The organism is Methylobacter marinus A45 (assembly GCF_000383855.1).
Classification (GTDB): domain Bacteria; phylum Pseudomonadota; class Gammaproteobacteria; order Methylococcales; family Methylomonadaceae; genus Methylobacter; species Methylobacter marinus.
The window spans coordinates 3,368,311-3,394,973 of sequence record NZ_KB912877.1; the positions used below are offsets into that span (position 1 = coordinate 3,368,311).

General features: G+C 57.2%; 17 protein-coding genes and 2 pseudogenes. 11 read left to right on the top strand and 8 right to left on the bottom strand.

Annotation, left to right across the window (positions count from 1 at the left end):
- Window positions 1–472 precede the first annotated feature (472 nt).
- Window positions 473–3,790: an alpha-galactosidase gene (locus tag METMA_RS0116110; RefSeq protein ID WP_020160139.1), complete on the bottom strand. Its 3,318-nt coding sequence runs from the start codon at window positions 3,788–3,790 to the stop codon at window positions 473–475.
- 380 nt (window positions 3,791–4,170) lie between these two features.
- On the opposite strand from METMA_RS0116110, the gene METMA_RS0116115 reads away from it, so the two are divergent.
- Genes METMA_RS0116115 through METMA_RS0116135 form a run of 5 tightly spaced genes read left to right on the top strand, consistent with a single transcriptional unit; the run spans window position 4,171 to window position 9,831 of the window.
- On the top strand, window positions 4,171–6,660 hold the full coding sequence (locus METMA_RS0116115) for a tetratricopeptide repeat protein (protein ID WP_020160141.1): 2,490 nt from the start codon (window positions 4,171–4,173) through the stop codon (window positions 6,658–6,660).
- Between the two features lie 15 nt (window positions 6,661–6,675).
- Window positions 6,676–7,014 carry a J domain-containing protein gene (locus tag METMA_RS24830; RefSeq protein WP_020160142.1) on the top strand — a complete coding sequence of 113 codons (339 nt, stop codon included), beginning with the start codon at window positions 6,676–6,678 and terminating at the stop codon, window positions 7,012–7,014.
- Window positions 7,011–7,679 (top strand): nucleotide exchange factor GrpE, encoded by a 669-nt coding sequence (locus tag METMA_RS0116125; protein ID WP_020160143.1) that lies wholly within the window; start codon window positions 7,011–7,013, stop codon window positions 7,677–7,679. Before METMA_RS24830 ends, METMA_RS0116125 begins: the two co-directional genes overlap by 4 nt.
- Window positions 7,676–9,436, top strand: a complete 1,761-nt coding sequence (locus tag METMA_RS0116130; RefSeq protein WP_020160144.1) for an Hsp70 family protein — start codon at window positions 7,676–7,678, stop codon at window positions 9,434–9,436. Before METMA_RS0116125 ends, METMA_RS0116130 begins: the two co-directional genes overlap by 4 nt.
- Window positions 9,436–9,831, top strand: coding sequence for a hypothetical protein (locus METMA_RS0116135; RefSeq protein WP_020160145.1), 396 nt, complete (start codon window positions 9,436–9,438; stop codon window positions 9,829–9,831). The genes METMA_RS0116130 and METMA_RS0116135 overlap by 1 nt, the downstream gene beginning before the upstream one ends.
- A gap of 103 nt (window positions 9,832–9,934) precedes the next feature.
- Here METMA_RS0116135 and METMA_RS0116140 read toward each other — a convergent pair whose 3' ends face one another.
- The 3 genes from METMA_RS0116140 to METMA_RS0116150 form a co-directional block, all read right to left on the bottom strand.
- A complete protein-coding gene (locus METMA_RS0116140; protein ID WP_020160146.1) occupies window positions 9,935–10,315 on the bottom strand; it encodes a DUF427 domain-containing protein in 381 nt (126 codons plus the stop codon).
- 57 nt (window positions 10,316–10,372) lie between these two features.
- Window positions 10,373–10,753, bottom strand: coding sequence for a VOC family protein (locus METMA_RS0116145; protein WP_020160147.1), 381 nt, complete (start codon window positions 10,751–10,753; stop codon window positions 10,373–10,375).
- 213 nt (window positions 10,754–10,966) lie between these two features.
- Complete coding sequence (locus METMA_RS0116150) at window positions 10,967–12,271, bottom strand: cytochrome P450 (protein ID WP_020160148.1); 1,305 nt, start codon at window positions 12,269–12,271, stop codon at window positions 10,967–10,969.
- 474 nt (window positions 12,272–12,745) lie between these two features.
- On the opposite strand from METMA_RS0116150, the pseudogene METMA_RS28245 reads away from it, so the two are divergent.
- Window positions 12,746–12,871, top strand: a pseudogene (locus METMA_RS28245) (YpsA SLOG family protein); the annotation flags it as partial.
- A gap of 121 nt (window positions 12,872–12,992) precedes the next feature.
- On the top strand, window positions 12,993–13,334 hold the full coding sequence (locus tag METMA_RS0116160; protein ID WP_020160150.1) for a zinc ribbon domain-containing protein YjdM: 342 nt from the start codon (window positions 12,993–12,995) through the stop codon (window positions 13,332–13,334).
- 244 nt (window positions 13,335–13,578) lie between these two features.
- Here METMA_RS0116160 and METMA_RS24835 read toward each other — a convergent pair whose 3' ends face one another.
- The gene (locus tag METMA_RS24835) at window positions 13,579–14,610 is read right to left on the bottom strand and encodes a sigma-54 interaction domain-containing protein (RefSeq protein ID WP_020160151.1); all 1,032 of its coding nucleotides are present in this window, start codon (window positions 14,608–14,610) and stop codon (window positions 13,579–13,581) included.
- Window positions 14,611–14,824: 214 nt separating this feature from the next.
- On the opposite strand from METMA_RS24835, the pseudogene METMA_RS26590 reads away from it, so the two are divergent.
- Window positions 14,825–15,165, top strand: a pseudogene (locus METMA_RS26590) (transposase).
- A gap of 1,241 nt (window positions 15,166–16,406) precedes the next feature.
- Here METMA_RS26590 and METMA_RS0116180 read toward each other — a convergent pair.
- The 3 genes from METMA_RS0116180 to METMA_RS24840 all read right to left on the bottom strand — a co-directional run bounded on the left by METMA_RS0116180 (window position 16,407) and on the right by METMA_RS24840 (window position 22,076).
- On the bottom strand, window positions 16,407–17,348 hold the full coding sequence (locus METMA_RS0116180) for a response regulator transcription factor (protein WP_020160154.1): 942 nt from the start codon (window positions 17,346–17,348) through the stop codon (window positions 16,407–16,409).
- Complete coding sequence (locus METMA_RS0116185) at window positions 17,338–20,739, bottom strand: response regulator (RefSeq protein ID WP_020160155.1); 3,402 nt, start codon at window positions 20,737–20,739, stop codon at window positions 17,338–17,340. The genes METMA_RS0116180 and METMA_RS0116185 overlap by 11 nt, the downstream gene beginning before the upstream one ends.
- A gap of 560 nt (window positions 20,740–21,299) precedes the next feature.
- Window positions 21,300–22,076 carry a hypothetical protein gene (locus METMA_RS24840; protein WP_020160156.1) on the bottom strand — a complete coding sequence of 259 codons (777 nt, stop codon included), beginning with the start codon at window positions 22,074–22,076 and terminating at the stop codon, window positions 21,300–21,302.
- Between the two features lie 210 nt (window positions 22,077–22,286).
- Here METMA_RS24840 and METMA_RS0116195 point away from each other — a divergent pair, with 210 nt between their 5' ends.
- From METMA_RS0116195 to urtB, 3 genes are all read left to right on the top strand, one after another.
- The gene (locus METMA_RS0116195; RefSeq protein ID WP_027147388.1) at window positions 22,287–23,519 is read left to right on the top strand and encodes a porin family protein; all 1,233 of its coding nucleotides are present in this window, start codon (window positions 22,287–22,289) and stop codon (window positions 23,517–23,519) included.
- Between the two features lie 29 nt (window positions 23,520–23,548).
- The gene (urtA, locus tag METMA_RS0116200) at window positions 23,549–24,847 is read left to right on the top strand and encodes an urea ABC transporter substrate-binding protein (RefSeq protein ID WP_020160158.1); all 1,299 of its coding nucleotides are present in this window, start codon (window positions 23,549–23,551) and stop codon (window positions 24,845–24,847) included.
- Window positions 24,848–25,013: 166 nt separating this feature from the next.
- Window positions 25,014–26,660: an urea ABC transporter permease subunit UrtB gene (gene urtB / locus METMA_RS0116205; RefSeq protein WP_156830522.1), complete on the top strand. Its 1,647-nt coding sequence runs from the start codon at window positions 25,014–25,016 to the stop codon at window positions 26,658–26,660.
- The last annotated feature ends 3 nt before the right edge of the window (window positions 26,661–26,663 follow it).

A 26,663-nucleotide genomic window follows, 5' to 3' on the forward strand; every position in this document is an offset into this window, starting at 1 on the left:
CGATGGTGGGAGCGATGCCCTCATCGCGATCTAGAATCGGATTGATGCCTTGATACCGTAAAATGAACAGACACATAGGGGCGAACCTGTGTGTTCGCCCTTGCTCAACAGTTCTCCGATAACCCGTTGTGCACCCGAAACAGGGCGGACACACAGGTCCGCCCCTACAATGCATCCGTACGATAAAGGTGCTCCCTTTGATCTGTATGAGCCGCATCGCAAATTATTAGGTGATTTCCATGTTAAATATTATTCCGGTAGGTCGGGTTAGCGCAGCGTAACCCGACGCTGCCTGTTACGCATAAATCGTTTCGGGTGCCTCGGGGACGAATGCCAACGACAGATGCGCCAGTAGCATTCGATCCGGCAGAGCGCATGCGTCTGCGGCAGGGCCAGGCTGACGGCACGGCTGCATAACATCAGTTCATTTAGACAAATTCCAACACACACAAACTCAGCAATAACCCGGCACTCAATCCTGCGCCATCGGCCAGAGATGATACAGCAGGACGCGGATGTCGCCGGGAAACGCATCGGGTTTCGCCGCCGAAACCGTTACCGTGTTTTCGCCCGGCTTCAGCTTAAGCCGCAGGCGGGTGCGTTCGATCTTATTGCCCGGCGCCATGCCGCCGGGCCAGTGGGTCGTATCGCCAGGGCCTTCCGACGTCAGCGCCTGTCCCGCCGCCAGCACATCGGGAAAGACCATGCTCTCGCCGTTGACCGTGATGATCGGCCGATCGAGCGAAGCCGCCGGCGCTTGCGTCCGGAAGGCACGGACATTGTCGAGCGTGACGCTGACCGTCGTTTTGGCCGGCACGGCGTCGAAATAAAACAGCAGATATTCTGTCCGCGCCCAGTCGAACTGACTGTCGGCAGGAAAAGGGAAGGCCAGCAGATGCCAGCCCGTGAAGTCGACAGCGGCTTCGAAATCAACACGCTGTCCCTTGGCATCGCGAAGCTGGATGCGAAGCTGTTCGTATTTACCGTCGCCCAGAACCCAGACGCCCAAAGCATTCTTGCCCGCCAGGTTCAGAGGCTGCTCGAAGCGCCGGCCGATCGCCGACCAACCGCCAAATGCCCCTTCGTTCGTCGCCGAGTAGCGCAGGGCGCTGCCGCCGGTCCTTGTCTCGCCGCGGGTAGTCTCGAAATGCTGGCGCACGCCGTCGCGCACGGGCCCGGCGGGCGAGACCAGCTTGTCAGGCCGGGGGACAAGCTTCTCGTATTGATTGCGACCGCTCATCCGGAAGGCGGCCGCGTCCTCAAAGCCTTCGATCGTGAGCGCGTCCGGGCGGCCGTAAGCGGCTGATGCTCCAGCCATGCTGCCGGCAATGATCTCCACGCCAAGTTCATGGTCGCCCGGCTCATCGTTGCGGATGGTCCAGGTATTTTGACGGCCGTCCAGCACATCGACGTATCTTAACGGCTCGTAGGCGGCGCGGTAGAGCTGCCAGCCGCCGCCTGCATCATCAAACAGCTTGAAATCCTTTTGCGGTTCGCGCAGCCTGGCCTTGACCGGCGCGGGCAGGGGGCCGGCATGCCGGAACTGCTCCCACTTTCGCAGCGTATCCAGCATCTGGCGCGACTGCGTCTGATTTTCCAACGCCTCCCGCGAGGTCTCCAGAGAAAGCGATCCGTCCACGGCCATCGCCTTGGCGGCGACATACTCGAGCTGGTCCGGGCGCATGTCCTTGAACCAGTAATACCAGCCGATATCGGGCCGCGTGAAGTTCGCGTTCATCCGCAGAATCTGCGGCCAGCGCTCGTCGAGATAGCCCTTGATATCGCCATGGCCGTCCGCCGAAGCGGCTCGCGGCACGATGTGCCAGCGCAAATCGGTACCGAGGCCATTGCTGACCTGATAGAGCACATCCTTGTTGAATTTGCGGTAATAGGCGAGATGCAGGCGGTTCAGGTAATACCAGCTGTCGATATAGGCATCGATGATGCCGTCGCTGGCATCAAAGTACACCATGTCGAAATCCGCACTGTTAAAGACATCGGCGAAGTTCTGGGTCAGTTCGTCGGCGAGCGTGCTGTCGGGATCGACCAGGAAAAATCCCCACAGCGTGAGCAGCCTCTTTACGCTCGATCCGGCCGGGTGCGCCTGTGCCCTGGTGCCCAATGCGCCGCGCTCGCAATTGACATACAGGAACGGGGGGCCCGGCTGCGCGGCTTCATAACGGATGATCTCATCGCCGATTCTCAGGTATTGCCCCGGAAACTCCCTGCCGCCAGGGCCTGTCGGCGGCAAGCCGGGTTCGGCCGACAGCGTGAGGGTGGTGGCTTTCGCATCGAGCGCCTCGGCGAGGTTCGGAACGGGCACCGTTGCCAGACGATCATCCGGCTTCGGCGTGATGTAGGCATCGTTCGGCGAGATCGAGGGGCCGAATACATGCACGCCGGCCTCGAGACCGGCCGCGTGAATCTTCGCCACCGCCGCCTTCAACCCTGCCAGGCCATGCGGAAAATTGTCGGTATTGATCCGGTAATGGCCGTGGCTTTCCAACCAGTTGTTTTTCAAAAAAACGAGAGTGCCGAAGCCACCCAGTTTGGCATAGTCGATCAGCGCGTCGATATTGGCTTCCGAGGCATCGGTGGCGAACAGATAGGACTTTTGCACCGATTCCGATTCGCGCGCCCATTTCCCTCCCAACGTGGGAGACGGCAGGCCCGCCGCGCGCTCGGCCTCCCGGATCGCGGTCGTGAAATCCCCGATGGGCGCCGCCGCCAGCGAAAATTTGGCGCCGACGAGACCATGACGGCGATGCGCGCCGCTTCTCAGCCATTGTATCGACTGGCTTGCCGGCATGGGTTGATTGACCGTGTTTTCGCTGATGCCGAAAAAAGCCGCGCCGAATTCGTCATCGTAGGTGGCGTTGATGGCCGGCGCCACGGTCTTCAGGCGCCGCAAAGGGAAGCCGATGGCAAGGGCATCAAGGTCCGCGGGTTCGGCGCTGAGCACCTCGAAAGTGAAATGATGCGGCGCGGAAATAACGCGCAAGCTGACCTTGATCTCGGGATCGATGAACCGTGCCGTCAGGACATCGCCCGTTCGGGAGATCCGGGTTGCCGGCAAGCCTTGCACGCCGGCCCGCGAGGCGGTCAGCAGCGGCCGTCTGGCCGCGATGGCGGCGTAGTCCTTGCCGGAGGCCGGACTGGCAAACCGGGTCAAAAAACCGGAAGGCGATAAACGCCATTCCACGGCCTCGTTCTGAAAAACCATGTCCGCCGCATCGGCCGGCGGTTCCGGCAAAGCCACGGGTTCCACGCGCACGTCGTCGATATCGACGCCTTCCGGTGAGGCTGCGGCGATCGCCAACGCCGAATTCAGATAGCCATCGCCGGCGGGCTGATAGAAAGCGGTGAATTGCCGCCATTGGGCGCCGGCATGTTCCTGCAGCAGCGTCTGGCCGCCGGTCGGCCGGTTCCGGAAATATTCGTACGACTGCACCGAGAACGCGCCGCCCCGGGCCCACAAGGAAACGTGATACCAGTTGCCCGCCCGCAAGCCCCGGCAGCCCTGGTACAGATGCGCGGCGCCGCGGGTCGGGGCGGCGATATGGACAAATCGCGCCCCCGAATGCGGCGCGTCAGTGCCAATCCGCAATCGTCCGGGATAAGCCGGGTTCGGTTGCCAGTCAGAGGGAATCCGGACTGCCGTATCCAGATTCCATTTTTTTACCCACCCATCAGTGCCCGTCCGGGCGTCGCGGAGCGATTCGAAACCGCCGTTTTTGAGGACGGGGATTTGCTCCGCGGCCGCGTCCGGGCCGCCGGTTGCCATGATCATGAAAGCCGCAGTGGATATCACTGCGGCGCTTAATCTTATACGCTGCCGCCACTTCATTTTTTCATATCTTAATGCTGGTGAAATTTTCAGATTCGGGACCGGCCCGCTTGCCCGGCTTTTTTGTAATTGCGCGTCCTGGCAAAGAGCCCCATCCCCGGCAATCTTACCGGTTTTGGTCCCGGAATTTATCCGACCAATAGACAATTTGCCGTTTTGGAGGGTTGAAAATCATCCGCGGCGGGTTTCAATCCGATTTTTATAAATGCGTTAAACCTCGATTTATCAATGCTGATTTTGCGTCTTAGGTTTTCTAACGAGAAGGATGCTTTATAATGGCCCGTTTCCATTGTTCATCAGCCCCTGCAAGAACAATCATACTCATGAAAAAGAACCCAATGCCCGTTTCCGGTTCAGCCGGGAATAATCTTGAAAACCAGGCTCTGTCCCAGCTGAACGCCGGCAAGTACAAGGAAGCGATCGAGCTGTATAAAAAATTACTGAAGGATACCGACAACAGCGACTGGCGCCAGCAATTGGCTTACTGTTACCTGCAAAGAGCATCGGCATTTGCCGCCAAGGGCATGTATAAGGAGGCGCTGGGGCTGTGGGAAAATTACAGCCAGCAGGCACAGCCGCCGTACGAAAAATACGATCATTACCTTGCCTGGCTGATTCAAACCAAAAATCCGGCCAAAATCCTGTCAGGCCTGCAACGGTTATCGGCCCGGCAGCTGGATAAAGACTATCCCGGGCTGGCCGCCTTGTTGGGCTTGCTGATTATCACCCGGCATCCGGAATTTCAGCAGGCCTTGCCCCAGGACGCCGACTTCATGGCGCATTCAGCGATAGTGCGGACGGCGTTGCAGGCCTATCAGGACAACAACCCGGCGGGCGCGGAGGAGGCGTTAAAACAATTGCCCTATCGCTCCGCCTTCAGGGATTTCCGCACCTTGCTGAAGGCGGCGCTCACGTTGCCGGCCTCGCCTGGCGAAGCGCAGTCACTGCTGGACAAAATCCCGGCAAACTCGCCCTACGCGCAAACCGCCGGCCTGTTGCGGACCTGCACCCTGAACGGCCGGGCGCTGGTCCGGGAAATGGCAAGGTTCAATCGTCAACAGCGCGGGCTGATCGGGGACATCATGGGCCTGGATCAAAAGCAGTCCGATTTCATCGAGCAGTTAAGCCGGCACAAGGATCGCCTGTCCGACAAGCTGAAATTCAATCTGGCCGCTCAATACCGGTCGCTTTGCGGTCCAGAGTCGGCGAGGCGCTTCTGTTTTACGCTGCTGACCCGGTATCCGGCCGGCCAGCGCGACTTCGAGAAACTCTTCGGCCCCGTCGATGAATTCGAACACAACCGGTTGAAGGCGCTGGCCTGCGAGCAGGAAAACAACGATGCCGAATATTATTGGCGCCAGTGCATCCGGACCCTGGCCAGGGAACGCGACCCCGGCAATGACTTGAAGATCGCGCTGATATTGCGCCATCTTGCGGAACAACAGCCGGATCCCGAGGAGAAAAACCAGTTGCTGAACGAAAGTCTGCTGTACGACCCTGACGACCGGGCCAGTTATCTGCGGACTCTCGACTATTATGGACAGTCTCCGGATACCGCCGAAAGCTATAAACAGTGGCTGGATGACACCCTCGCCCGATTCCCGCTGGACCTTGAGGTACTGACCCTGGCGGTCCAGGCGGCCATGCGCGATAACGCTTATAAAAAAGCCAGCCAGTACGCGCGGAAAATCCTGAAAACCGATCCCTTGAATACGTTTGCCAAGCAAACGCTGTTTGCCTGCCATCTGGCGCGGGCGCGCAAACTGATACAAGGCAAAAAATACCCGGCGGTCGAACAGGAAATCCAGCAGGCGGAAGACCTGAAAATGGGCAAAAGTTACGCACTCCAGATGCAACTGGTGCGGGGCCTGTTCTGTTTTGCCGCCGAGGACAAGCCGCAAGGCATGCAATTCATCGCCGAGGCGCTGGGCAAGCTCAATACGGACCCGGTCAACATGCATTTCCAGGCCGCCATGGAAGCGCAGCTGACGAATCTGCCCGTCGCGACCCTGTTGCGGGAATTGCCGCCCGCCAGGGATTATTTATTATCCGGGCAGGAACTGGCCCGGTTGATCGAGCGACTAAAACAGTACGGCCGGGACGCCGGCAGTCTGGAACGGCTGCACAAGGCGCTGGACAGAGTCAAGGCGCCCCTGAAAAAGTCGCTGCAACAGCCGGACTACGATGAAGCCCTGCTGTTAACCTTGTGCGAGACGCTGGACGATATCAGGCATTACGAGTTATTGCGCCATTGCGTGAAAGAGGCGCAAGCTAAATGGCAAAAACCCATCTGGAACTATTACCTGGTTTATGCCGGGACCTCTGGCTGCCCCGAACGCTGTTCTTACGGGCAAATCTTGAGCCTGGAAACTAACCGTGAAGTGGCCCGGCTGGAGAAAGATCATCGCACCATGGTGCTGATTGACCATTACCTTAAGCGCTATCATGAAGCGCATCCTTCGATGGGGCTGGGCTTTCTCGACAGCCTGCTGCCTCCGGATGAACAGCCGGGCGCCGAAGATCCGTTCGATAGACTGTTCGGCCATTTGCCCGATGAGATATTCGATAAGCTCAATAAAAAACTGGAAGCCTTGGCTAAAAAAACATCGCCGGAGCGGCTTGTTCAGGAGCTGGCCGGCGTGGTCGGCGATGACAGCAAACTCATGCAGGCCATCATGCTGGACCCTGATTTGTTCACGGCCCTGATGCTAGTGAAAGCCGCCGGCGATTTGGGCATCAATATCGATGTCAGCGTTGACGATGTCCTGGCCTGTTTCGACGCGGACCAAAAGCCCGGCCGGTTCCCCTTTTAACCCTGGTAAGCCGCTATGAAGACACCTTATGAAATCCTGAACGTTGCCGCCGATGCCGGCGATGCCGAAATCAAGCAGGCGTATCTGCGCAAAGTCAAAGGCAATCCGCCGGATCGCGACCGGGAACAGTTTCAAACAATTCATAGTGCCTATGAAGCGATCAAGGACCATAAAAGCCGGGTGAGCCATGCCCTGTTCACAGCGCCCGAGGCCGATTTCGAGGCGCTGCTCGACCAGGCCTTTACCGTCGCGCAGCCCCCGCGAATCGGGCCGGAACAGTTTAACGGGCTGCTGCACGCCGGCATCGACGATCAAACCCTGCTGAACGCCCTGGCCAATTCCGGAAAACCATGACTACAGACACACAAACAAACCAGTTACTCGAAGACTTCCGCACTTATCTGGAACAGAGCCGGCCTGAGCCATTCGTCGCCGAGGAACAGCCCGATCTGAACACGTTGCTCACGGAAATGGCGGGCCTGAAAACCGAAGTGAAAGCCGAATCCAGGCAGTTCAAGAGTACCCTGGATACGCTCGGCTCGGCGCTGGCCACCGTGCAGGAAGACAATAAAGCCCTGTCGGCGGAACTGGCCAGGCATGCCGAGCGGCTGGAACAGCAGCAACGTCAAATCATGCGCGCCGTGCTGTTGGATATCGTCGACATCTACGATCGTTTGACCACCGGCCTGGAGGTGCTGCGCAACTACCAGCCGGTCGCATCGCTGTTCAAACATTCCAGGGACCAGGACGTGCGGTTTATCAGGCAGTTCAGGGAAGGGCAGGAAATGACGGTCAGGCGCTTTGAGCAATTCCTGGAGCGCTATCAGGTGCGGCCGCTGGACTGCGTCGGGCAAGTGCTGGATCCTGTGACCATGACGGCTGTTGAGACCGGTTATCATCCAAAATTCGAAAACGGCATCGTGCTGGAGGAACTGCGGAAAGGTTTTCTATTCCAGGATCAGGTTCTGCGGCTGGCGGAAGTTAAAGTCAATAAAATCAACGCTAGGGAACACTTATGAACGAAATCATCATTGGCATCGATTTAGGCACCACCAACTCGGAAGTCGCGATTGTCGAGCAGGGCAAGGTCAGGGTAATCGCCGACGGCGACAAAAAAATCCTGCCCTCGTTTGTCGGCATCGACGACCACGGCGGCATTCTGGTCGGTGAAGCGGCGCGGAACCAATACCTGGTTTATCCGGAGCGCACCGTTAAATCGATCAAGCGCCTGATGGGGCAAAATATCCAGGTGGATCTGGCGGGCCAGTCCTATGCGCCGCAGGAAATTTCCGCCATCATTCTTAAACGCCTTAAAGCCATCGCCGAAAAGCATCTCGGGCAACCGGTCGGCAAGGCCGTCATCACTGTGCCGGCCTATTTTTCCGACGCCCAGCGGCAAGCCACGCGCGAGGCCGGCGAAATCGCGGGACTGGACGTCGTGCGCATGATCAACGAGCCCACCGCGGCGGCACTGGCTTATGGCGCCAGCCAGATCGAAGCCAAGCGCATGTTGGTGTACGACCTGGGCGGCGGCACCTTCGACGTGTCCGTGGTCAACGTCCAGTCCGGCGTTGTCGAAGTGCTGTCCAGTCACGGCGACAACCACCTGGGCGGCGACGACTTTGATCAGCAAATCATCGAACACCTGCTCAAGCATCTGCAAAAAACCTATAATGTCGACGCCCGCGGCCACAGCAAAGCCATGGCGCGCATCACCCGGGCCGCGGAAAATGCCAAACTCCTGCTTTCCGATGAGCCTTACGCACGGATTGAAGAAGAGTATCTGCTGGAGCATGAAGGCTCGGCCATCCACTTGTCCCTCGAATTGTCCAGGCTGGAATACGAGATGATGATCGAGGATTACATCAACGCTACCCTGGACGCCGTGCATATCGCCCTGAAAGGGGCAAAACTGACCGTGGCGGATATCGATGAAGTCATACTGGTCGGCGGTTCCACACGCATGCCTTGTATCCGGGAACGCATGTTCGATGAATTCGGCTACGAACCGCACGGCGAAGTCGATCCCGATTTGTGCGTGGCCATGGGCGCGGCGATTCAGGCGGCCATGATCGGCGGCCAGCAAGTGGATACGGTGCTGGTCGATGTGACGCCTTATACCTACGGCACTAGTGCCATAGGCACGCTGAACGGCCAGTCTTATCCTTTCATGTATGTGCCGATCATCCACAAAAACAGCGTGCTGCCGATCCGTAAAACCGAAGCCTTCATGACCACCCACGACGGCCAGGAAGTCGTTGAGGTCACGATTTATCAGGGCGAGGACCCCGATGCCCTGAACAATATCAGCATCGGCGAGTTTCGGATCGAAGGCCTGCGCGATGTCGAAGCCGGCAACGTGATAACGCTGACCCTGGATCTGGACCTCAACGGCATTCTGCACGTGTCGGCGCAGGAAAAAGACACCGGACTGGAAAAATCGATCACGATTAAAAATGCCCTGTCGCGTTTTGAAAGCACCACCCTGGATACCGCCAGACAGCGCATCACCTCGTTATTCGGGCACCTGGAACCCGGTCCGGATGAACAGGGCGCGGCGGAACCGTTCGAGGAACCGGCCGCGCCGGAAATCGAGGAGGCGCGCAATGTCATGGCTAAGGCCGAAAGTTTGTTCGAGCAGGTCTCCGACGCGGACAAGGAGGATATGGTCGATTTGATTGGCTCCATAACAGCGTGCATCGAAGCCGGGGATATCGACGGACTGCGGGAGCCGGTCGAACAATTGAAAGACATTATCTACTATCTGGAATCCTGATGCAGCGCTGCCCCTGCTGCAGGGCCCGCCTGGGCGGCGCTGCACGTTGTCCCCGCTGCGGCGCGGATTTAGGCAAAATCATCGGCGCCGGGCAGGCCGCCCGGTTCTGGCTGGCCAAAGCGATACAGGCCTGGCGGGAAAACGAAGCCGGGCAGAGCGTTAGCGCCCTGGAATACTCGCTGCATCTGAAAAAAACCGAACTGGCGCTGGTTTTCCGGGATTTTTTGATTGACCGGCACTGTCAGGGGATTTTGGGCTTATTGGAGCAACGGCAACCGCTGTCCGCGAAACAACGGCTTTACAGCGTGCGTCATTTGCTGCCGCACAGCCCGATGCTGCGGCAGTTGAATGCGTTCACCGATTATCTGTTGGCACGGAAGCACGGAACCGGCTGAAAACCGCTTGCTGACATGCGATGCTCGCAGGACAGGATTGCCTGGATCAGGCAACAGCCCTATACCCCGGTTCTGGTCCCCGTTTTCTATGTGGCACCATCTTTCAGGCGCCCTCGATATGGATTTCCCGAAAGTGGTCGTTGTAGAAGGCGACCCTGTCCTTAAGCCCGTAATGTTCCTCATAAGGGTCTTCATAGGTCCAGACCGCATCCTCGAATGTTTCATCGCCCAGCTTGAGATGGTAATAATGCGCGGACCCCTTGAACGGGCACTCCGTCGTTGTCGCCGAACGCTCAAGCAGTTCCATCCTGACGTCGGAGCGGGGGAAATAATAGCGGGGCGGGTGCTGGTCCTCTTCAACCCGGATCACGTCGTCTGAATCCGCGATCACCTCGCCGTTGATCTCAACTTGAAATCTTTGCCCCATATGCTGTTCTTGGACTTTATGGTCGGGCCATTTCTGGTGCCCGGGCGCTTTGCTCATACTGACCTCCAGGGTTGATAAAAAAGGGTGTCGGCGACAGACCGGAGGCTCGCCGGCCTAGCCGCTGCCGTAAGGACGGGTGAGGATTTCCAGCAGATGGCCGTCGGGATCTTCGAAATACACGCCGCGGCCGCCGTCCCGGTGGTTAATCTGGCCCGGCTGGTGCTGGCCGGGGTCGGCCCAGTATTCAAGCCCGCGCTCGCGGATGCGGCCGAAGATCGGCTCGAAATCGTCTTCACCGATCAGGAAGGCGTAGTGCTGCGAGGTAATCTCGCCCCCGGTTTCAAGGAAGTCGAGCGAGACACCGTTGCTGAGTTCAACGACCAGGAACGGCCCGAAGGACTTGGGCGCCGGCAATCCGAGGATGTCCGTCAGAAACGTCGCCGATCCGCGCTGATCGCGGCACGAGACGATAGTGTGATTGAGTTGTACGCTCATGGGTCATGGTCCCCAACATCAGATCGATTGGTTTTGTGACCTCGGCGGATGCCGGCGGTTCAACCGGTCGATGGGCCTTGATAGGTCCGCCGGGTTGTGAGTGTGTTGGATGGGATTCGAACCGGTGCGGGACCGCTCGGTAAAGCGGATACGGGCGGTCGGCAAGGTGCCGTCCGCCCGACTTTCCGGTCAGCCGGATACGATAAAGCCTTCTTAGAGAACCTGGAAAATATTCGAGCAGGAATCGTTATCGTTATCCCAGGAAACCTGATAAAACTCCGGAAACGGGGATTCTTTATAATCGATGGCCGGAGAATCGGCCTGAATGCCGGGAAGCATGATGACCTGTTTGACCATTTCAGGAATCATGACCATTCCGATGTGTTTTCCCAGGCACTCATGCAAACCGAAGCCGAAGTGGAAAGTGTTGTACCATGGTCTTGCCGGATTGAATTCGTACGGGTCCGGAAACCTGTCGGGGTCAAACATGGCCGATAACACCAAAGGCAGGACCATCGTGCCTTTGGGAATAAAGGTTTCTCTTTCGGTGCCTTGCGCCACGGTGTAGTCACTGGCGGAGATACGGAATAAATAAGGCGCAATCGGATTAAAGCGCAAGGCTTCCCAAACGATGCTGTCAAACGCCTGAACGTCATCCGCCTGAATGGCGGCTTTCGCAAGCTTCAAAACGTCCGGGCGGCGCAGTATTTCCTGAATGATCTGGGCGACGGCCTGCGCGGTGGTTTCCACGGCGCCGATAAGCAGTCCGCCGATATTGCGGCCCAGCCGGTCCATCGGAAAGTCAATGCTGTCCGGGAAGCGGGTGCTCAACATGCGTGTGACGATGTCATCCTTGGCTGTGCCGGCCTGGATTTGTGCCAAGCGCCGGGGGATTAATTCACCCAGGTACGCACGGATTTCGTCCCGGGCCTGCAATGAGTTGGCATGAATGGCATCCGGATCGTCCACTTTATCAAACGGCTGGTTATGAAATGAATCGTATTGGCTCCAGTAGGACCATTTAATCAATTTCGCGGGATCGATGCCGTCCAGGCCAAAATATTCCTGAACCAGCAGGGTGGGAATGGTTCTGCAATAGCTGTTCACCAGTTCAATCCGGTGGCCGCTGGCGGCCAGCGTGTCATGGGAACGCTCGGCAATCAGGTCGCGTATCCGCGGCAAATCATCACGGTTCAACATGGCTTGCATGATGGATTTTTCACGCATGTGCAGCGCCGTGTCATCTTCCGCCATCAGATAACCCTCCATCTTTGGCTCATAAAGCCCGACGGTAAACACAGACGGCAAAGTCAGTATTTCGACCACATCTTCGAATTTGGCAAACAAAGTCCCCTTGGCCGTTGCAAAAATGGGCTTTTTGGCACGCAACTCCTCAAAGAAGGGCAGGGGGGATTTATCCATCCAGTTTCTGACCAATGAAAACTTTTCATCGGCCGGCGCCTGGTCATATTGTTTTAGGAAACTGTTTTTACCGTTGTTCGGCTTTGCTGATTTCATTCCGTTACCTCGTTTTTATTTTTATAACGCAAAGGATTATTGAGAGACTCAAGCAAGGCAAGTTGCTGATTGTGAGCTTGTGGTTTGTTCGGGTATATCTGCCCGGCATCATAATTACCGACAAACAAATATTAAATGCCGTTTTAGATTTTAAATAACCCTGTTTTTTTTAATATATATTCTTATATGTAGATAATGTATTGAAATATTAAAGTATAGCAGTCTATTTATTATTTTTAGTTTTCCCGTTCAACTGGGGGCGTCGGGTTTTTTATGACTGTTCCGGTCAGCCCTGGAGGGCGGCAAAGATATTAAACGCCCGGCGTTATCAGTGCAAAAAATTATGATTATCCATCTGAAAATAGATAAGGAACTGATGTTGCGCGGACAATTGATTCAGGTACCTATAGGGTCGAATTGATTCGACCCGAAACGCCCGCCAAGCTTTCCTGAGAGCGGGCGTCGGAGGCCGTTCATGAATTCATCAATCGCCATGATATTAACGTCCTGAATGTGGCGGGACCCAGGATGAGCAGTTGCCCGGCCATTTACGCCTATGTCAGGGAAGTCATCAAAACGGTGATTAAAAAATCGACTTGACAAGTTGCGGGGGGGCGTATTTCCCCGCTTTAGTGGACAATAAACGCCCGAATCTGGCATCATGCCGCCTCACTGCGCCTTGTATTCCACAAGGTTGAGACAATTTAAATAAGGTAAAGCAATGAGTAACCTCCCCAAATGCCCGGCATGCGGCTCGGAATTCACTTACGAAGACGGCGATCTGTATATTTGCCCTGAATGCGCGCATGAATGGTCGAAAGATGAGACAGCCGAAGCCGGCGCCGATGAGCTGGACGTTAAGGATGCCAACGGCAATGTGCTGCAAGACGGCGATACCATCACCGTCATCAAGGATCTGAAAGTCAAGGGCTCATCATCGGTTGTCAAGGTCGGCACCAAGGTCAAGAACATCCGCCTGGTCGAGGGGGATCATAATATCGACTGCAAAATCGACGGCATTGGCGCCATGAAACTGAAATCGGAGTTTGTCAAAAAGGTCTGATGTGGCTTGGCCAGTCGTGATGGAGCGCGAATGACGCGCCTCATTATGGATGCATTGTAGGGGCGGACCTACGTGTCCGCCCTGTTTCCGGTGCACAACGGGTTATCGGAGAACCCCTGGCCAAAGGCGAACCGTTGGGCAGGGGCGAACACACAGGTTCGCCCCTGCGTGTCTGTTCATTTTACGGTATCAGGGCATCAATCCGTAGGGCTGGCCACCACGGCAGCACGGTAGGCTGGGTTGTCTATTTGTTTCTATACGCGGCGGCTTCGATATGGTGTTTTTTCAGTTTTTGATGGACTGCGCGCGGAGTGATTTCCATTTCTCGTGCAACCGCGCTCACGTTTCCGGAAAATCTCGTTAACGCATCCTGGAGCATTTTAATTTCAATTTCGCGAGCGACCTTCTTCTTGATCATATTAAGATTTCCGTCGCTGACAGAGCCTGAGTCCGAATCATTAAGCTCGACAGGGATATCCTCGATGATGGGGCCGCGCGTGAACAGGAACGCGCGTTCGAAGACGTTTTCCAATTCCCGGACGTTGCCGGGCCAGTCATAAAGCATCACTTTGCGCCAAGCCTGTTCGCCAAGACTTTTTTTCGGCTTTTGATATTTATCCGATAATTGCTTGAGAAAATAGTCGGCCAATGCGCCAATGTCCTCGCGCCTGTCCCGCAAAGGCGGTATATGGATCGGCACGATATTTAACCGGTAAAAAAGATCCTTTCGAAAATCGCCGGCCGTTACCAGGTCTTTGAGCGGTCTGTTGGAAGCGGCGATGATCCGGACGTCCGCCTTGATCACCTGTCTGCCGCCCACTCTCTCAAACTCGCCCTCCTGAAGGATACGCAGCAATTTCGCCTGCCCGGACAGGCTCAGGCTGTCGATTTCATCCAAAAACAGCGTGCCGGTGCAGGCTCTTTCGAAAAAACCCTTGTGGACATTATAAGCGCCGGTGAACGCGCCTTTTTCATGGCCGAACAAGGCGCTTTCGATCAAGCTTTCAGCAATGGCGCCGCAATTGACGGCAACGAATTTTTCCTGGTTACGTCCGCTCGCGGCATGGATCGCGCGCGCGATAATTTCCTTGCCGACCCCGGTTTCTCCGCCTATCAAGACATTAGCCAGGGTTGGCGCAACTATTTCCATGGAATTCAAAACCTCGCCCATGGATGGGGATTGCCCGATGACAATATTGCGCGGGTTTTGCCGGGCGCCCGTTTCAGCCGGCCCGCAATGACACCAGTTCCGCGCTGTTTTTTCCTCTACCTGCACTATGGTTTCGGAATGATTCGATTTGGAAATGATCGCGCCGTCCTGGCTGTAATACGCGTCGCCCGCTTGCTCCTGGCTCGAATCCCGGTCCAGATGAATACTGACTTCACAATTCGTATCGCCGGCGGCAATCCGCTTTTTTAATTTTCCATCATAAGGTTTAAACCACCGGCTTTAGCCGGTCAGCTTTAGCTGCGATAATCTGGCCAAGGCGGTGGCAATGGACTATAGATATGGCAGCCATACGGTTTATCAAATTGAGTACCATTTTGTTTGGGTAACCAAGTATCGTTACAAAGTGCCGAGTGGTGAAATAGCAGAGCGAGCAAGAGACTTGGTGCGCCAAACCTGCGAAGCGTTTGAGATACGAATTATAAAAGGCGTAGTGAGGAGGAGTTTCCGCACTTGAAGAAAGCGGTACTGGAGAAGACATTTTTGGGCGCGCGGTTATTTTTGCGCCACCGTTGGCCAGATGACCGATGAGATGATCAAACAGTATTGGAGCATCACTTTGAACCTAGTCCAAACGATAATTTTAAAATGGCGCCTGATTAAGACGCGTCGTTTAGTCGACGCGTATCCGGACTTTCAGTCCATTATTCGAACCCACCCGCTTGAGCGGGTGGTTGTTTAGTCACTTTATAAACAGATACTTATATTTATCGGCGGAACTGACTTTAACAGAGTTTATTCCAGCAAATCAATGAGATATCAATTATGAAATCAAGCTTCTCATTGGGAAGCCGGCTGTCCTTATCGACGCCGTTGCGGCCGATGCCATCGATCAGAGGCGCGTAGGCGCGATATCGCCCGAGACAAATCCCGCTGCGGATCATTCATCAGAATATATGGCTAGAGCAATCAGCCCTTACCTGAAAGCAACGATTGTTGGTTTTGTTATTGACAGGCCTGCCTGAAAATACAGTAGGGTACGCATCGCGTACCTTTTCCAGTGGTTCCGGTGAAAGCCATCCCAAAAGGTACGCGATGCGTACGAAACTGTGAAAGAATTCATTTTTTAGCACAAATGATTGACATCCTCACCGCCCTAAAGAGGCGGTGATTCCTGATTTCTCAGGAGTGAGCTTACGTTGCCGTTTCTCACGGGTTCCTTTAATCGTCCGCAACCTGTTAAGGGAGCTTTCACTTTATGCGGCTTCAGTTTCCAAGGCGTTGGGTTGACTGGTTATTGCAACCCTTCCCGAATGACCTTCGGTACTAGCGGGAAAATTTAACATGATTCACTTTAAAAAACAATTCACTGTCAGTAACACAACGCCGCTACATCATCCACCTAAAGGAAGGTGTCTTGCGGCGCATTTAGATAAATAACCACGCGCGCGTTCCCTGGTTCCCATGCTCCTGCGTGGGAACCCATACCGGTGCTCAGTTCAGCTGCGGTCTGCATTCCCACGCGGGAGCGCTCGCCGTTATACACAAGTATCGGTAAACTTGCTAAACAGAGTTCGTCGTATATCTGGAAACGGTGCTGTTTGATAAATCCGCGGATATTGAACATCAGTGGCTTCGAAATCGCGACGAAGGCGTCGCTCCCACAAGGAGGGGGATGCTCTGTGGGAGCGATCCCCAGATCGCGATTTCGAAGTCGGGAATGTTGGGCGACAAAAAAGGGTATCGAAGCCTCACTGGCTAAGATTGCAAAACAGTAATTTTTGACTTATGTATAACGATGAGCGCAGAAGCGTGGGAACGAGGAAACAACCGGATCCTTAACGGCTGTCAGGGCTTTCCTGCCGGCCATTCCTTGCGGGCCGGATTTAACGATCAGCGCCCGCTCAAACCGGCGTGCGCCGTAGGACCATTGAAACGGCCGCCGCGCGGGTGACGACGCCCAGCTTTTCAAAAATATGCTCGAGGTGTTTATTGATGGTGCGCGGGCTGCTGCCCAGGATCATGCCGACCTCCTTGTTGGTCTTGCCCCGGGATATCCACATCAGGATTTCCGCTTCGCGAAAAGTCAGCCCCAGGGACTGCCTGACCGAATCCAGGTCCCAGCTGCCGGAATGCCTTTCCAGCACCAGCAGGTACTCGTCGGCGTGCTGGCACGGCGCTATTCTGGCGGAAAAATCGACGCCGGCCCGCCGGCTTTCAAAGGTGTCTCGGTCGGATTTTCCGGCCGCGGCCAGGCGCGCGCCAAACCATTCGAGCAGCGGTTTGGGCAGCGGCGCGCCCACCTCGTTTTCCCCCGTCAGCATGTGGGTTTGCCGGAATTCGTCCAGCCAGCGGCTGCCGCCCGGCGTCAGCCAGGTGATGCGGCCGGATGGGTCGGTTGCCAGGGCGGAGAAAGGGCTATGGTTCAGGGCGTTTTCGGCGCGCCGCAGGTTTCGGGCCTGAGTCAGCTGCACGTCCACCCGGGCCAGGACTTCGGGCGGGCGTATCGGCTTGACGATGTAATCGACGGCGCCTTCGTCGAAACCGCGCAACAGGTTGTCGAGTTCGCTTAGCGCGGTCATGAACAAGACCGGAATGTTGGCCGTTTCGGGGCTGGCTTTGAGCCGGTTGCAGGTTTCAAAGCCGTCGATGCCCGGCATCATCACGTCCAGCAAGATAATGTCCGGTTTCAGGTAAGTGATCTGCTCCAGCGCCGACAGCCCGTCGGTGGCCACCAGTACGCGGTAGCCGGCTTCGGAAAGCGTATCGGAGAGCAGGGCCAGATTGCCGGGCGTGTCATCGACGATCATGACGGTGCCGCCGGCAGGGGAAAGTTTACTGGTCATCGCCGGTTTGTTCCTCGTTCGCCACAGGTAAAAGTTGTTTGATTTCAGCCAGCCGGAATTCGCCGGCCAGCGCCATGATCCGCCGGGCGAAATGACCGTATTGCGGCTGGCGCTCGATCAATTCGGCCAGGTATTGGTTAACGCTCATCAAGTCGCCGATCCGGACATAGCCGGCCAGGTCCTGAAGGATGTCCGGCGAAGGCGTCTGATAGTCGCCGCGCGGTTCGGCGTCATCTTCCTGATAGCGCCAGTCCAGCGCCAGATGCAGTTTCAGTTTGTACAGCAGTTCGCTGACCTGCAGGGGCTTGGACAGGAAGTCGCTGCAGCCGGCGTTGACGGCGTTCACCCGGTCGGCCGGATAGGCGTTGGCGCTGAGTACGATGATCGGACCCGCATAGTCTTTCAGGCGCAGCCGGTGGGCGGTTTCGGCGCCGTCCAGGCCGGGCATGGACAAGTCCAGCAGGATAAGGTCGGGCGGATCATTTTGAACTTGAACCAGGCAGTCCTCGCCGCTGCCGGCCCCGGCCAGGCCAAAGCCTAGCGGTTCCAGAATGGACGCGACCAGCTGACGATGCTCCGGTTGGTCATCGACCACCAGGATGCTGCGGTGTTTTCCCCGGTAGCCGACGATGTCTTCTTCCTGGATGTATTGCTGCTTGCCGCCCAGGTTGGGCAGCAACAGCCGCACGGTAAAGGTGGCACCCTGGCCCTGGTCGCTGGCGACAGCCAGTTCGCCGCCCATGATTTCGCACAGGATTTTGCTGATGGTCAGTCCCAGGCCGCTGCCGCCGGTCAGGCTCTCGTTCGGCAGCTGGGTAAAGGGCTGGAAAATGTTCGTCAACTGGTCCTGGCGGATGCCGGGGCCGGTGTCGATGACCTGAAACGTGGTGACGCCGCAACTGTACCCGATACGCAGTATGATCTCGCCCGTCGAGGTGAACTTGATCGCATTGCCGAGCAGGTTGATCAGGATTTGCCCGACCCGCTTCTCATCGCCGCGCACCCGTTGGGGCAGGGTGTTGACGATCTGGCAGTGAAACGACAGGCCCTTGTCCTCGGCCTGCGGCTTGAAAATGCTGACCAGGTGCTCGATAAAATTCGGGAAATCGATAGGCTCGCGGCGCAGTTCGAACTTGCGCGCCTCGATGCGGGCAATATCGAGAATATCTTCGATCAGTGACGATAAATGCTCGCTGTTGCGTTTCAGAATATCCACGGCCTGGCGCCTGTGCGCCGGTATCGCCGGATCTTTCTGCAGAATGTAGGCATAGCCGATAATGCTGTTTAACGGCGTGCGTATCTCGTGGCTCATGCTGCTGAGGAACCGGCTCTTCGCGCTGTTGGCGCGGTCCGCCATGTTGATGGCCTGCTGCAGCTTGGCATCGGTTTTCTTGTGCTCGGCGATTTCCATCAGCAGGCGCTGGGTTTGCCGGTCGGTTTCTTCATGCGCCACGCGCCGGCTTTCGTCGTTCAGGATCAGCCACCAGGTGCACAAGCCGATGAACACCAGCAAGGAGGCGTACACCTTGACAAAATTTTCCAGAAGCAGGTTGAAGGACGGCGGGTAGGGTTCGGCGGTCAGCAGGTCCTGGTAATAAATAATGCCGACGAAGACGCTGGTCAGCACCGTCAGAAACAAAAACAGCAGGCTGAAGCGTATCAGGCGCAGCCTGACGGTCAGATTCAGCCGGCCGGGCAGACAGTATTCGGCCAGGTTGTGCAGATAATCGTCCAGGCGCATGCCCGGCTTGCAGGCGTCCATGCAGCGCGAGTCCAGCGTGCAGCAGAGCGAGCAGATGCCGCCCTTATAGACGGGGCAATAGGCCATGTCCTCGCGTTCGAAATGGTTTTCGCAAATGCTGCACCGGCCGAGCTGGTCCGGATGATGATGGCCGATGTCGCGGGACAGGTAACGTTCGCGCCCGTAGACCCAGGCAATGCAGGGGACCAGCACAAAAGCCAGACCCAGGGCGATGAAGGCGGAAAAGGCCTGGGCATGGGCGCCGAACAGCCCCAGATAAGCCAGAATCGAAACGACCGAGGCGCACAGGGTCGCCAGTATGCCGACCGGATTGAGGTCGGGCAGGTAGGCGCGTTTAAACTCGACCGCCTTGGGGCTCAGGCCCAAGGGCTTGTTGATCAGCAGTTCGGCGGCCACGGCGCTGATCCAGGCGATCGAGATATTGGAAAACAGCCCCAGCACTTTTTCCAGCGCGCCGAAGACGCCGAACTCCATCAGTAGCAGGGCGATGGAAACATTGAACAGCAGCCAGATCACCCGCCCGGGATGGCTGTGGGTCAGGCGCGAGAAAAAGTTCGACCAGGCCAGTGAGCCCGCATAGGCATTGGTGACATTGATCTTGACCTGGGAAATCACCACAAACAGGGTCGTGGCCGCCAGGGCCAGCTCGGTATTGCCGAACAGTTCGCCGTAGGCCACCAGATACATTTGCGTCGGTTCATGGGCATGAACCGGATCTATGCCGTGACGCACGGCAAGATGCGCGAGCAGGGCGCCGCCCAGCTGCCTGGCCATGCCGAACAGAATCCAGCCGGGTCCCGCGCTCAACGTGCCCAGCCACCAGCGCAGCCGGTTTTTTTCGGTCAGTTCCGGCATGAACCGTAAAAAATCCACCTGCTCGCCGATCTGCGCCACCATCGAAAAAGCGATGGTGGCGGCGCTGCCGAACAGCAGCCAGTCGAAGTCCCGGCCGCTGCCCGCGATCCCGAAATAGGCCTGCAGGGTCATCAGCGACTCCGGCTCGCGCACGAACACGGCGATATACGGCGCAATCAGCAGCACCAGCCACAGCGGCTGCGTCCATAATTGCAGGTGGCTGATGGTGGTGATGCCGAAAGTCACCAGCGGAATGACGATAACGGCGCTGATGATATGCGCCATGGCCAGCGGAATGTGGAAATACAGTTCCAGCGCCAGGGACATGATGGAGGCCTCGAGCGCAAACAGCGTGAAGGTAAACGAGGCGTAAATCAATGAGGTGACCGTCGAGCCGATGTAGCCGAACCCGGCGCTGCGGGTCATCAGGTCGATGTCGATGTTGTAGCGGGCCGCGTAATAGCTGATCGGGAAACTGGTGATAAAAATGATCAGGCCGACGGCCAGAATGGCCCAGAAGGCATTGGTAAAACCGTAGTTGATGGACAGAAAGCCGCCTATCGCTTCCAGGACCAGGAAGGAGGTGGAGCCGAACGCGGTATTCGCCACCTGAAATTCGGACCATTTGCGAAACGTGCGCGGCGCAAACCGGAGCGCATAGTCCTCCAGCATTTCGTTGGCGACCCAGGCGTTATAGTCATGGCGAATTTTTGAGATGTTGTGTCGGATACCGGCTTCCTTGGTGGGTTTGGTAAAAAATTTACCCCACGGCATTGGTTAAATTACCTCCTCGACATAGCAATAAGCGCACCAGACAGCATTGGGCACGGCCAATGCGCGAAAAAAAGCGGCATCCATAAAGAACCTTGAGCCACATTGGTGCGCTAGCTCTGGCTCTGCACCAAAATAGGCTGCGCTGAAATGCTTTTGGTCAGTTCCGATAATGTTTTTTATTCACTGATATTACGTACGTGAGCGGTTTCATCCCGTTTGCCGCGCCGAGCATCGCAGCTTTCGCCGAGAACAGCCCGAAGGGGCGCTTCATGGATGAAGCGCGTTGCCAAAGGGACAGGAGTCCCTTTGGCAACCCTCGGCGAAAGCGAGGAGCGCAGGAAGCAAGCGGCAACCGGGCGGCCTTTTCTTTGGTTACTTTCTTTTGGCCGCGCAAAAGAAAGTAACTCGCCTTCGGGTGCGATAAACCCGATTAAATAAAACCGTCGCGCTAGCGACACCTTATTAAATCGATTTAACATCAGCTGGCCGCGTAATATCAGTTAATCAGGAGCTTCATATACCAGCAGGGCGACTTCGCCCCGCGTGCCCGCATGAGTCAATCACCGTCTTTCATGCCCAAAACGTAAAATCACCGGCGCCCCCTGGTTGTGAATGATGATTTGTTTACGGCCTTCGCTGGTGGAGGTGATCGCCTTGCCGGACGCCTTCGCGTCTGCTTCCTCCTCTCCCTCAATCGGCCCGGTCACGGTTTCGATGCGCACTTCCGGCATCCAGCCGGGCTTGACGCCGGAAGCCGGCTGGTCCGGCGTTTTATCGGGCCAGTCCAGTTCATTCAGCAGATTGAAACAGACGGTGCTGATGTGATCGACCAGTTTGTCGATGCCGACGGCTTGCCCCGCGCGTTTGCCGAAAGCGCTACCGACCGCGAAGTCCATGTGCAGATAACGGGTTTGTTCGGGGCGGGCGATAAACGTCAGTTCGCAGCTGATGGGCAGCACGTCGGTTTTTTGAAAGCCGGGCGCCCGGGGATCGGAATCGCCGGCGGAAAATGAAAAACCGGTCGGCGTTTCGCCGTATTCGATCGCGCCGATTTCGGCGGTCAGGGTGTGGCTGGCCGCCTGGCTGTCATCGGCGCTGACGGGATAGCTCCAGCCGGCCAGGTTGTCGGCGATCCGGGCCGCGATGCCGGGTCGGGACAGGGCTGTCGCTAACGTCGGTTGCCGGATCGCGCCGATCTTGAAGGCAATGTGTTCGACCCGCGCGGTATCGAGCCGCACCTGCCGTTTTTCCGGTCCCGCGGCACAGGCGGTCAATGCGCAGGCGATTGCCGCGGATTTGAAAAACAGGCGGCTGGCGGCGGGTAGTGGCTTGATCATAGGTGTCCGTAGGTCAGGGTGCAAAGGTATTGAAACTCTAATCGAGCGGCCGGTGCGCGGCTATACGTCATCTGACTGATGAGTCAGATGACGCATTGTCGAAATATCCCCCAGACAAAATAATTCTCGCCAGCCGGTTTTTTCGGCCGCGTTCGGGCCTTCCGGATGCAACATCAAATCATGTTTTTTAAAGTTTGGGGGGAACCTGACATGAGCGATTCTGTAGAAACAACGTCCGAAACACGAAAAAATCGGCTTCTTTCCGCCATCAGCCTGCTGGCGCTGGCGGCCGGCCATGCGTCGACCGCGCAGGCGGGCGCGACATTCAAAATCGACGACACCAAATGGGTCAGCATCGGTGCCGGTTTGCGCACCAGTTTTCAATCCGTCGAAGGCGCGTCCGGCGCCAATGGCAATAAATGGAGCAACGACTTTAATCTGGACAATATTCGTTTGTACATCAACGGGCAAATTCATGAATATTTGAAGGTGGAGTTCAACACCGATTGCCAGACCTGCAGCAATGGCGGGGAAGTAAGGGTGCTGGATGCGATCGGCAAGTTCGAGTACAACCCCTACGTTAACCTTTGGGTGGGCCGCATGCTGGTGCCGGCCGAACGCCGGGAAATGAACGGCCCGTTTTACAGCGGCATCTACAATATTTTCAGCGCCGGCACGCCGTTCGAGCCGGCCGACTTCAACCTGACCATTAAATCGGACGGCACGTCCGCCGGTTCTTTCGGCCGCGATGACGGCGCCACGTTCTGGGGGGCGGCGTTTGACGGCCGTTTGCAGTATGCCTTCGGCTTTTTTCGCGGCCTGAGAGGCGGCGCCAATGTCGACGACAATATCCTGTATGCCCAGCGCATCGCGTACAACTTCTGGGATGTCGAGAAAAATCCCGGCTATTACACCTCCGGCACGTACTACGGCAAGGGCGGCGATATCCTGACCGTCGCGGTCACCAACCAGTACCAGGAAGACGGCGCCGGCACGTTCGACGATGCCGGCAATTTCCGCGGCACTTCGGTCGACGTGCTGATGGAAAAAGTGCTGGGCAACGGCGGCGTCGTGACCTTGAACGGCGAGTACAAAAACTACGGCATTACCGACGGCTACAGCCAGGCCTCGCGCGATGCCGGCGGCGGCTTCGCCATGTTCGAGGGCAACGCCTACGACATCAGCGGCATGTACCTGTTCCCGCAACAAATCGGCATCGGCCAGTTTCAGCCGTATGTGCGCTATGTGAATGTCCTGCCGGACGGCAGTTCCGACCGCGATGTCGTCGAAGGCGGCGTGAACTACGTCATCGACGGCCATAACGCCCGCGTGTCCTTGAGCTGGCAGTACGGCGACCTGCTGACCAAGGGGCTCGATTACTCATCAACCGCCTCGGGCGATGACGTCAACGCCATTAAGCTGGGCTTCCAGTGGCAAATTTAAACCTTCTTTAACACTTCAGGATGACTACTATGAATAGACTATCTTCAAAACTGCGCAGCCTCGGTATCGCCGGCACCCTCGCGTTACTGACTTCGACGGCCGGCGCGGCCAAGGCCGAGGACACCATCAAGGTCGGCGTGCTGCATTCGTTGTCCGGCACCATGGCGATCAGCGAAACCACGCTCAAGGACACGATGCTGATGCTGATTGACGAACAGAACAAGAAAGGCGGCCTGCTCGGCAAAAAGCTCGAAGCCGTGGTCGTCGATCCGGCCTCCAACTGGCCGCTGTTCGCCGAAAAAGCCCGTGAACTGCTGACCAAGGACAAGGTGGCGTCGATCTTCGGCTGCTGGACGTCGGTGTCGCGAAAATCCGTCCTGCCGGTGGTGGAAGAGCTTAACGGCCTGCTGTTCTACCCGGTGCAGTACGAAGGCGAGGAGTCGTCCAAGAACGTCTTTTACACCGGCGCCGCGCCGAATCAGCAGGCCATTCCGGCAATCGATTATCTGATGAACGATTTAAAGGCGGAGCGCTGGGTACTGGCCGGCACCGACTACGTTTACCCGCGCACGACCAACAAGATTCTTGAAGCGTATCTGGTCGCCAAGGGCGTGGACAAGAAGGATATCATGATCAACTACACGCCGTTCGGGCATTCCGACTGGCAGAGCATCGTCGCCGAAATCAAGAAATTCGGCTCGGCCGGCAAGAAGACGGCCGTGGTGTCGACCATCAACGGCGACGCCAACATTCCGTTCTACAAGGAACTGGGCAATCAGGGCATTTCCTCGGAACAGATTCCGGTAGTGGCGTTTTCGGTGGGCGAAGAGGAACTGTCGGGCATGGACACCAAGCCGCTGGTGGGCCATCTGGCCGCCTGGAACTATTTCATGAGCATCGATACCACTAAAAACGCCGATTTCATCTCCAAATGGCATGACTTTATCAAGAATCCGAAACGCGTGACCAATGATCCCATGGAAGCGCACTACATCGGCTTCAACATGTGGGTCAAGGCCGTGGAAAAAGCCGGCACCACCGATCCGGATGCCGTACAGAAAGCGATCATCGGCATGGAGTTTCCGAACCTGACCGGCGGCATCGCCAAAATGCTGCCCAACCATCACATCAGCAAACCGGTATTGATCGGCGAAATCCAGGACGACGGCCAGCTGTTGACGGTCTGGCAGACCAACACACTGGTCGAAGGCGATGCCTGGTCCGATTTCCTGCCGGAAAGCAAACCCATTATTGCCGACTGGACGGCGCCGATCAGCTGCGGCAATTACAACACCGAAACCAAGCAATGCTCCGGGCAGAATTTTTGATCTGAAGGCATTGGCCGGGTTGGTGAATCCGGTGTTTCGAGGGGCGTCTGTATCGCATGGATGCATTGTAGGGGCGGACCTGCGTGTCCGCCCTGTTTCGGGTGCACAACAGGCTATCGGAGAACCGCTGACCAGCCGGCCGTTGATTATGATTATTGGAGAGGACATGAAAGCGAATTCTTTCAGGTGGTGCAGCGGGGCGGTCTTGGCCGTCATCCTGATGCTGCCAACGTTGGGCCTGGGTCAGGAGAACGCTTCCGAGGCGGCTTTCTCGGCCGCGTTGAGCACGCTTAAGGGCGCGTCCATGGCCGAACGCGGCCAGGCTATCGAACAACTGGCCGCGGTGCGCCAGCCGCGCGTCGTTGTCGTGCTGCAGGCGCTGCTGGAGGGTCGGCTGTTTAACCTGAAGGCCGATGACCGGCTCGTGATCGGCGAGACGGTTGAGGAAGGCTACCGGCTTATCGATGCCCAAAGCGCCGAAAGCCTGGGCACGGCGGCGCGCTCCGCGATGCAAAAGATTGCCGTCACCAACAATCTGCGCGCCTCGCTGCGGAAACTCATCGGCCGGCTGCAGCTGAATAACGATGACGCCGATGTCCGGCTGGCCGCGGTCAAGGCCATCGGTAAGGCCGTGGATGCCGACAGCCTGGCGCTGCTGCGCGATCATCTGGTGCTGGAACAGGACGCGGGCGTGCAGAAAGCCATTAAGCTGATCCTGGGGCTGGAGCAATTGAAGCGCGGCGACAAGGCCCAGCGCCTGGCCGCGATCGCCTTGTTGAAAGATCAGGCCAGCCGCGATGTCGTCAACCGCTTGAACGGGCTGGTCGAGAAAGACACCGAAGGCCGTTTCCGGGAGCCGGACGGCGAGGTGCGCCGCCAGGCCGAGGCGGCACTGGCGAGCATCAATGCCAGGCTGCAGCTGTACGCCGCGGCCGAAACCCTGTTTTTCGGCCTGAGCCTGGGCGCGGTGCTGGTGCTGGCGGCGATCGGCCTGGCCATTACCTTCGGCGTCATGGGCGTGATCAACATGGCGCATGGCGAATTGATGATGCTCGGCGCTTACACCACGTACGTCACGCAACAGCTCATGCCGGACAGTCTGGGCTGGTCGCTGGCGATCGCGATACCGGCCGCGTTCGTTATTTCCGGCCTGACCGGGATCGCCATCGAACGCGGCATCATCCGCTTTCTGTACGGCCGCCCCCTGGAAACGCTGCTGGCAACCTTCGGCGTCAGCCTGTTTCTGCAACAGACGGTGCGGTCGATTTTTTCTCCGCTGAACCGCAGCGTCGCCACGCCGGACTGGATGAGCGGCGCCTGGCGGATCAATGATTTCCTGTCGCTGACCTGGAACCGCTTCTACATTCTGGTGTTCTGCCTGCTGGTGTTCGCGTTGCTGCTGCAAATCCTCAGACGCACGCGTTTGGGGCTGGAAGTGCGGGCCGTGGCCCAGAACCGCAATATGGCCAAAGCCATGGGCATACCGACCGGCCGGGTCGATGCCCTGACTTTCGGGCTGGGCTCGGGCATTGCCGGAGTGGCCGGCGTGGCCTTGAGCCAGATCACCAATGTCGGCCCGAATCTGGGGCAGGTCTACATCGTCGATTCGTTCATGGTCGTGGTGTTCGGCGGCGTCGGCAATTTGTGGGGCACGCTGGTGGCGGGGTTTTCCCTGGGCATCGCCAACAAATTGCTTGAACCCTACGCCGGCGCCGTGTTGGCGAAAATACTGGTGCTGGTGTTCATCATTTTATTCATTCAAAAACGCCCGCGCGGCTTGTTTCCGCAACGGGGCAGGGCAGTGGAGGGCTAGGTG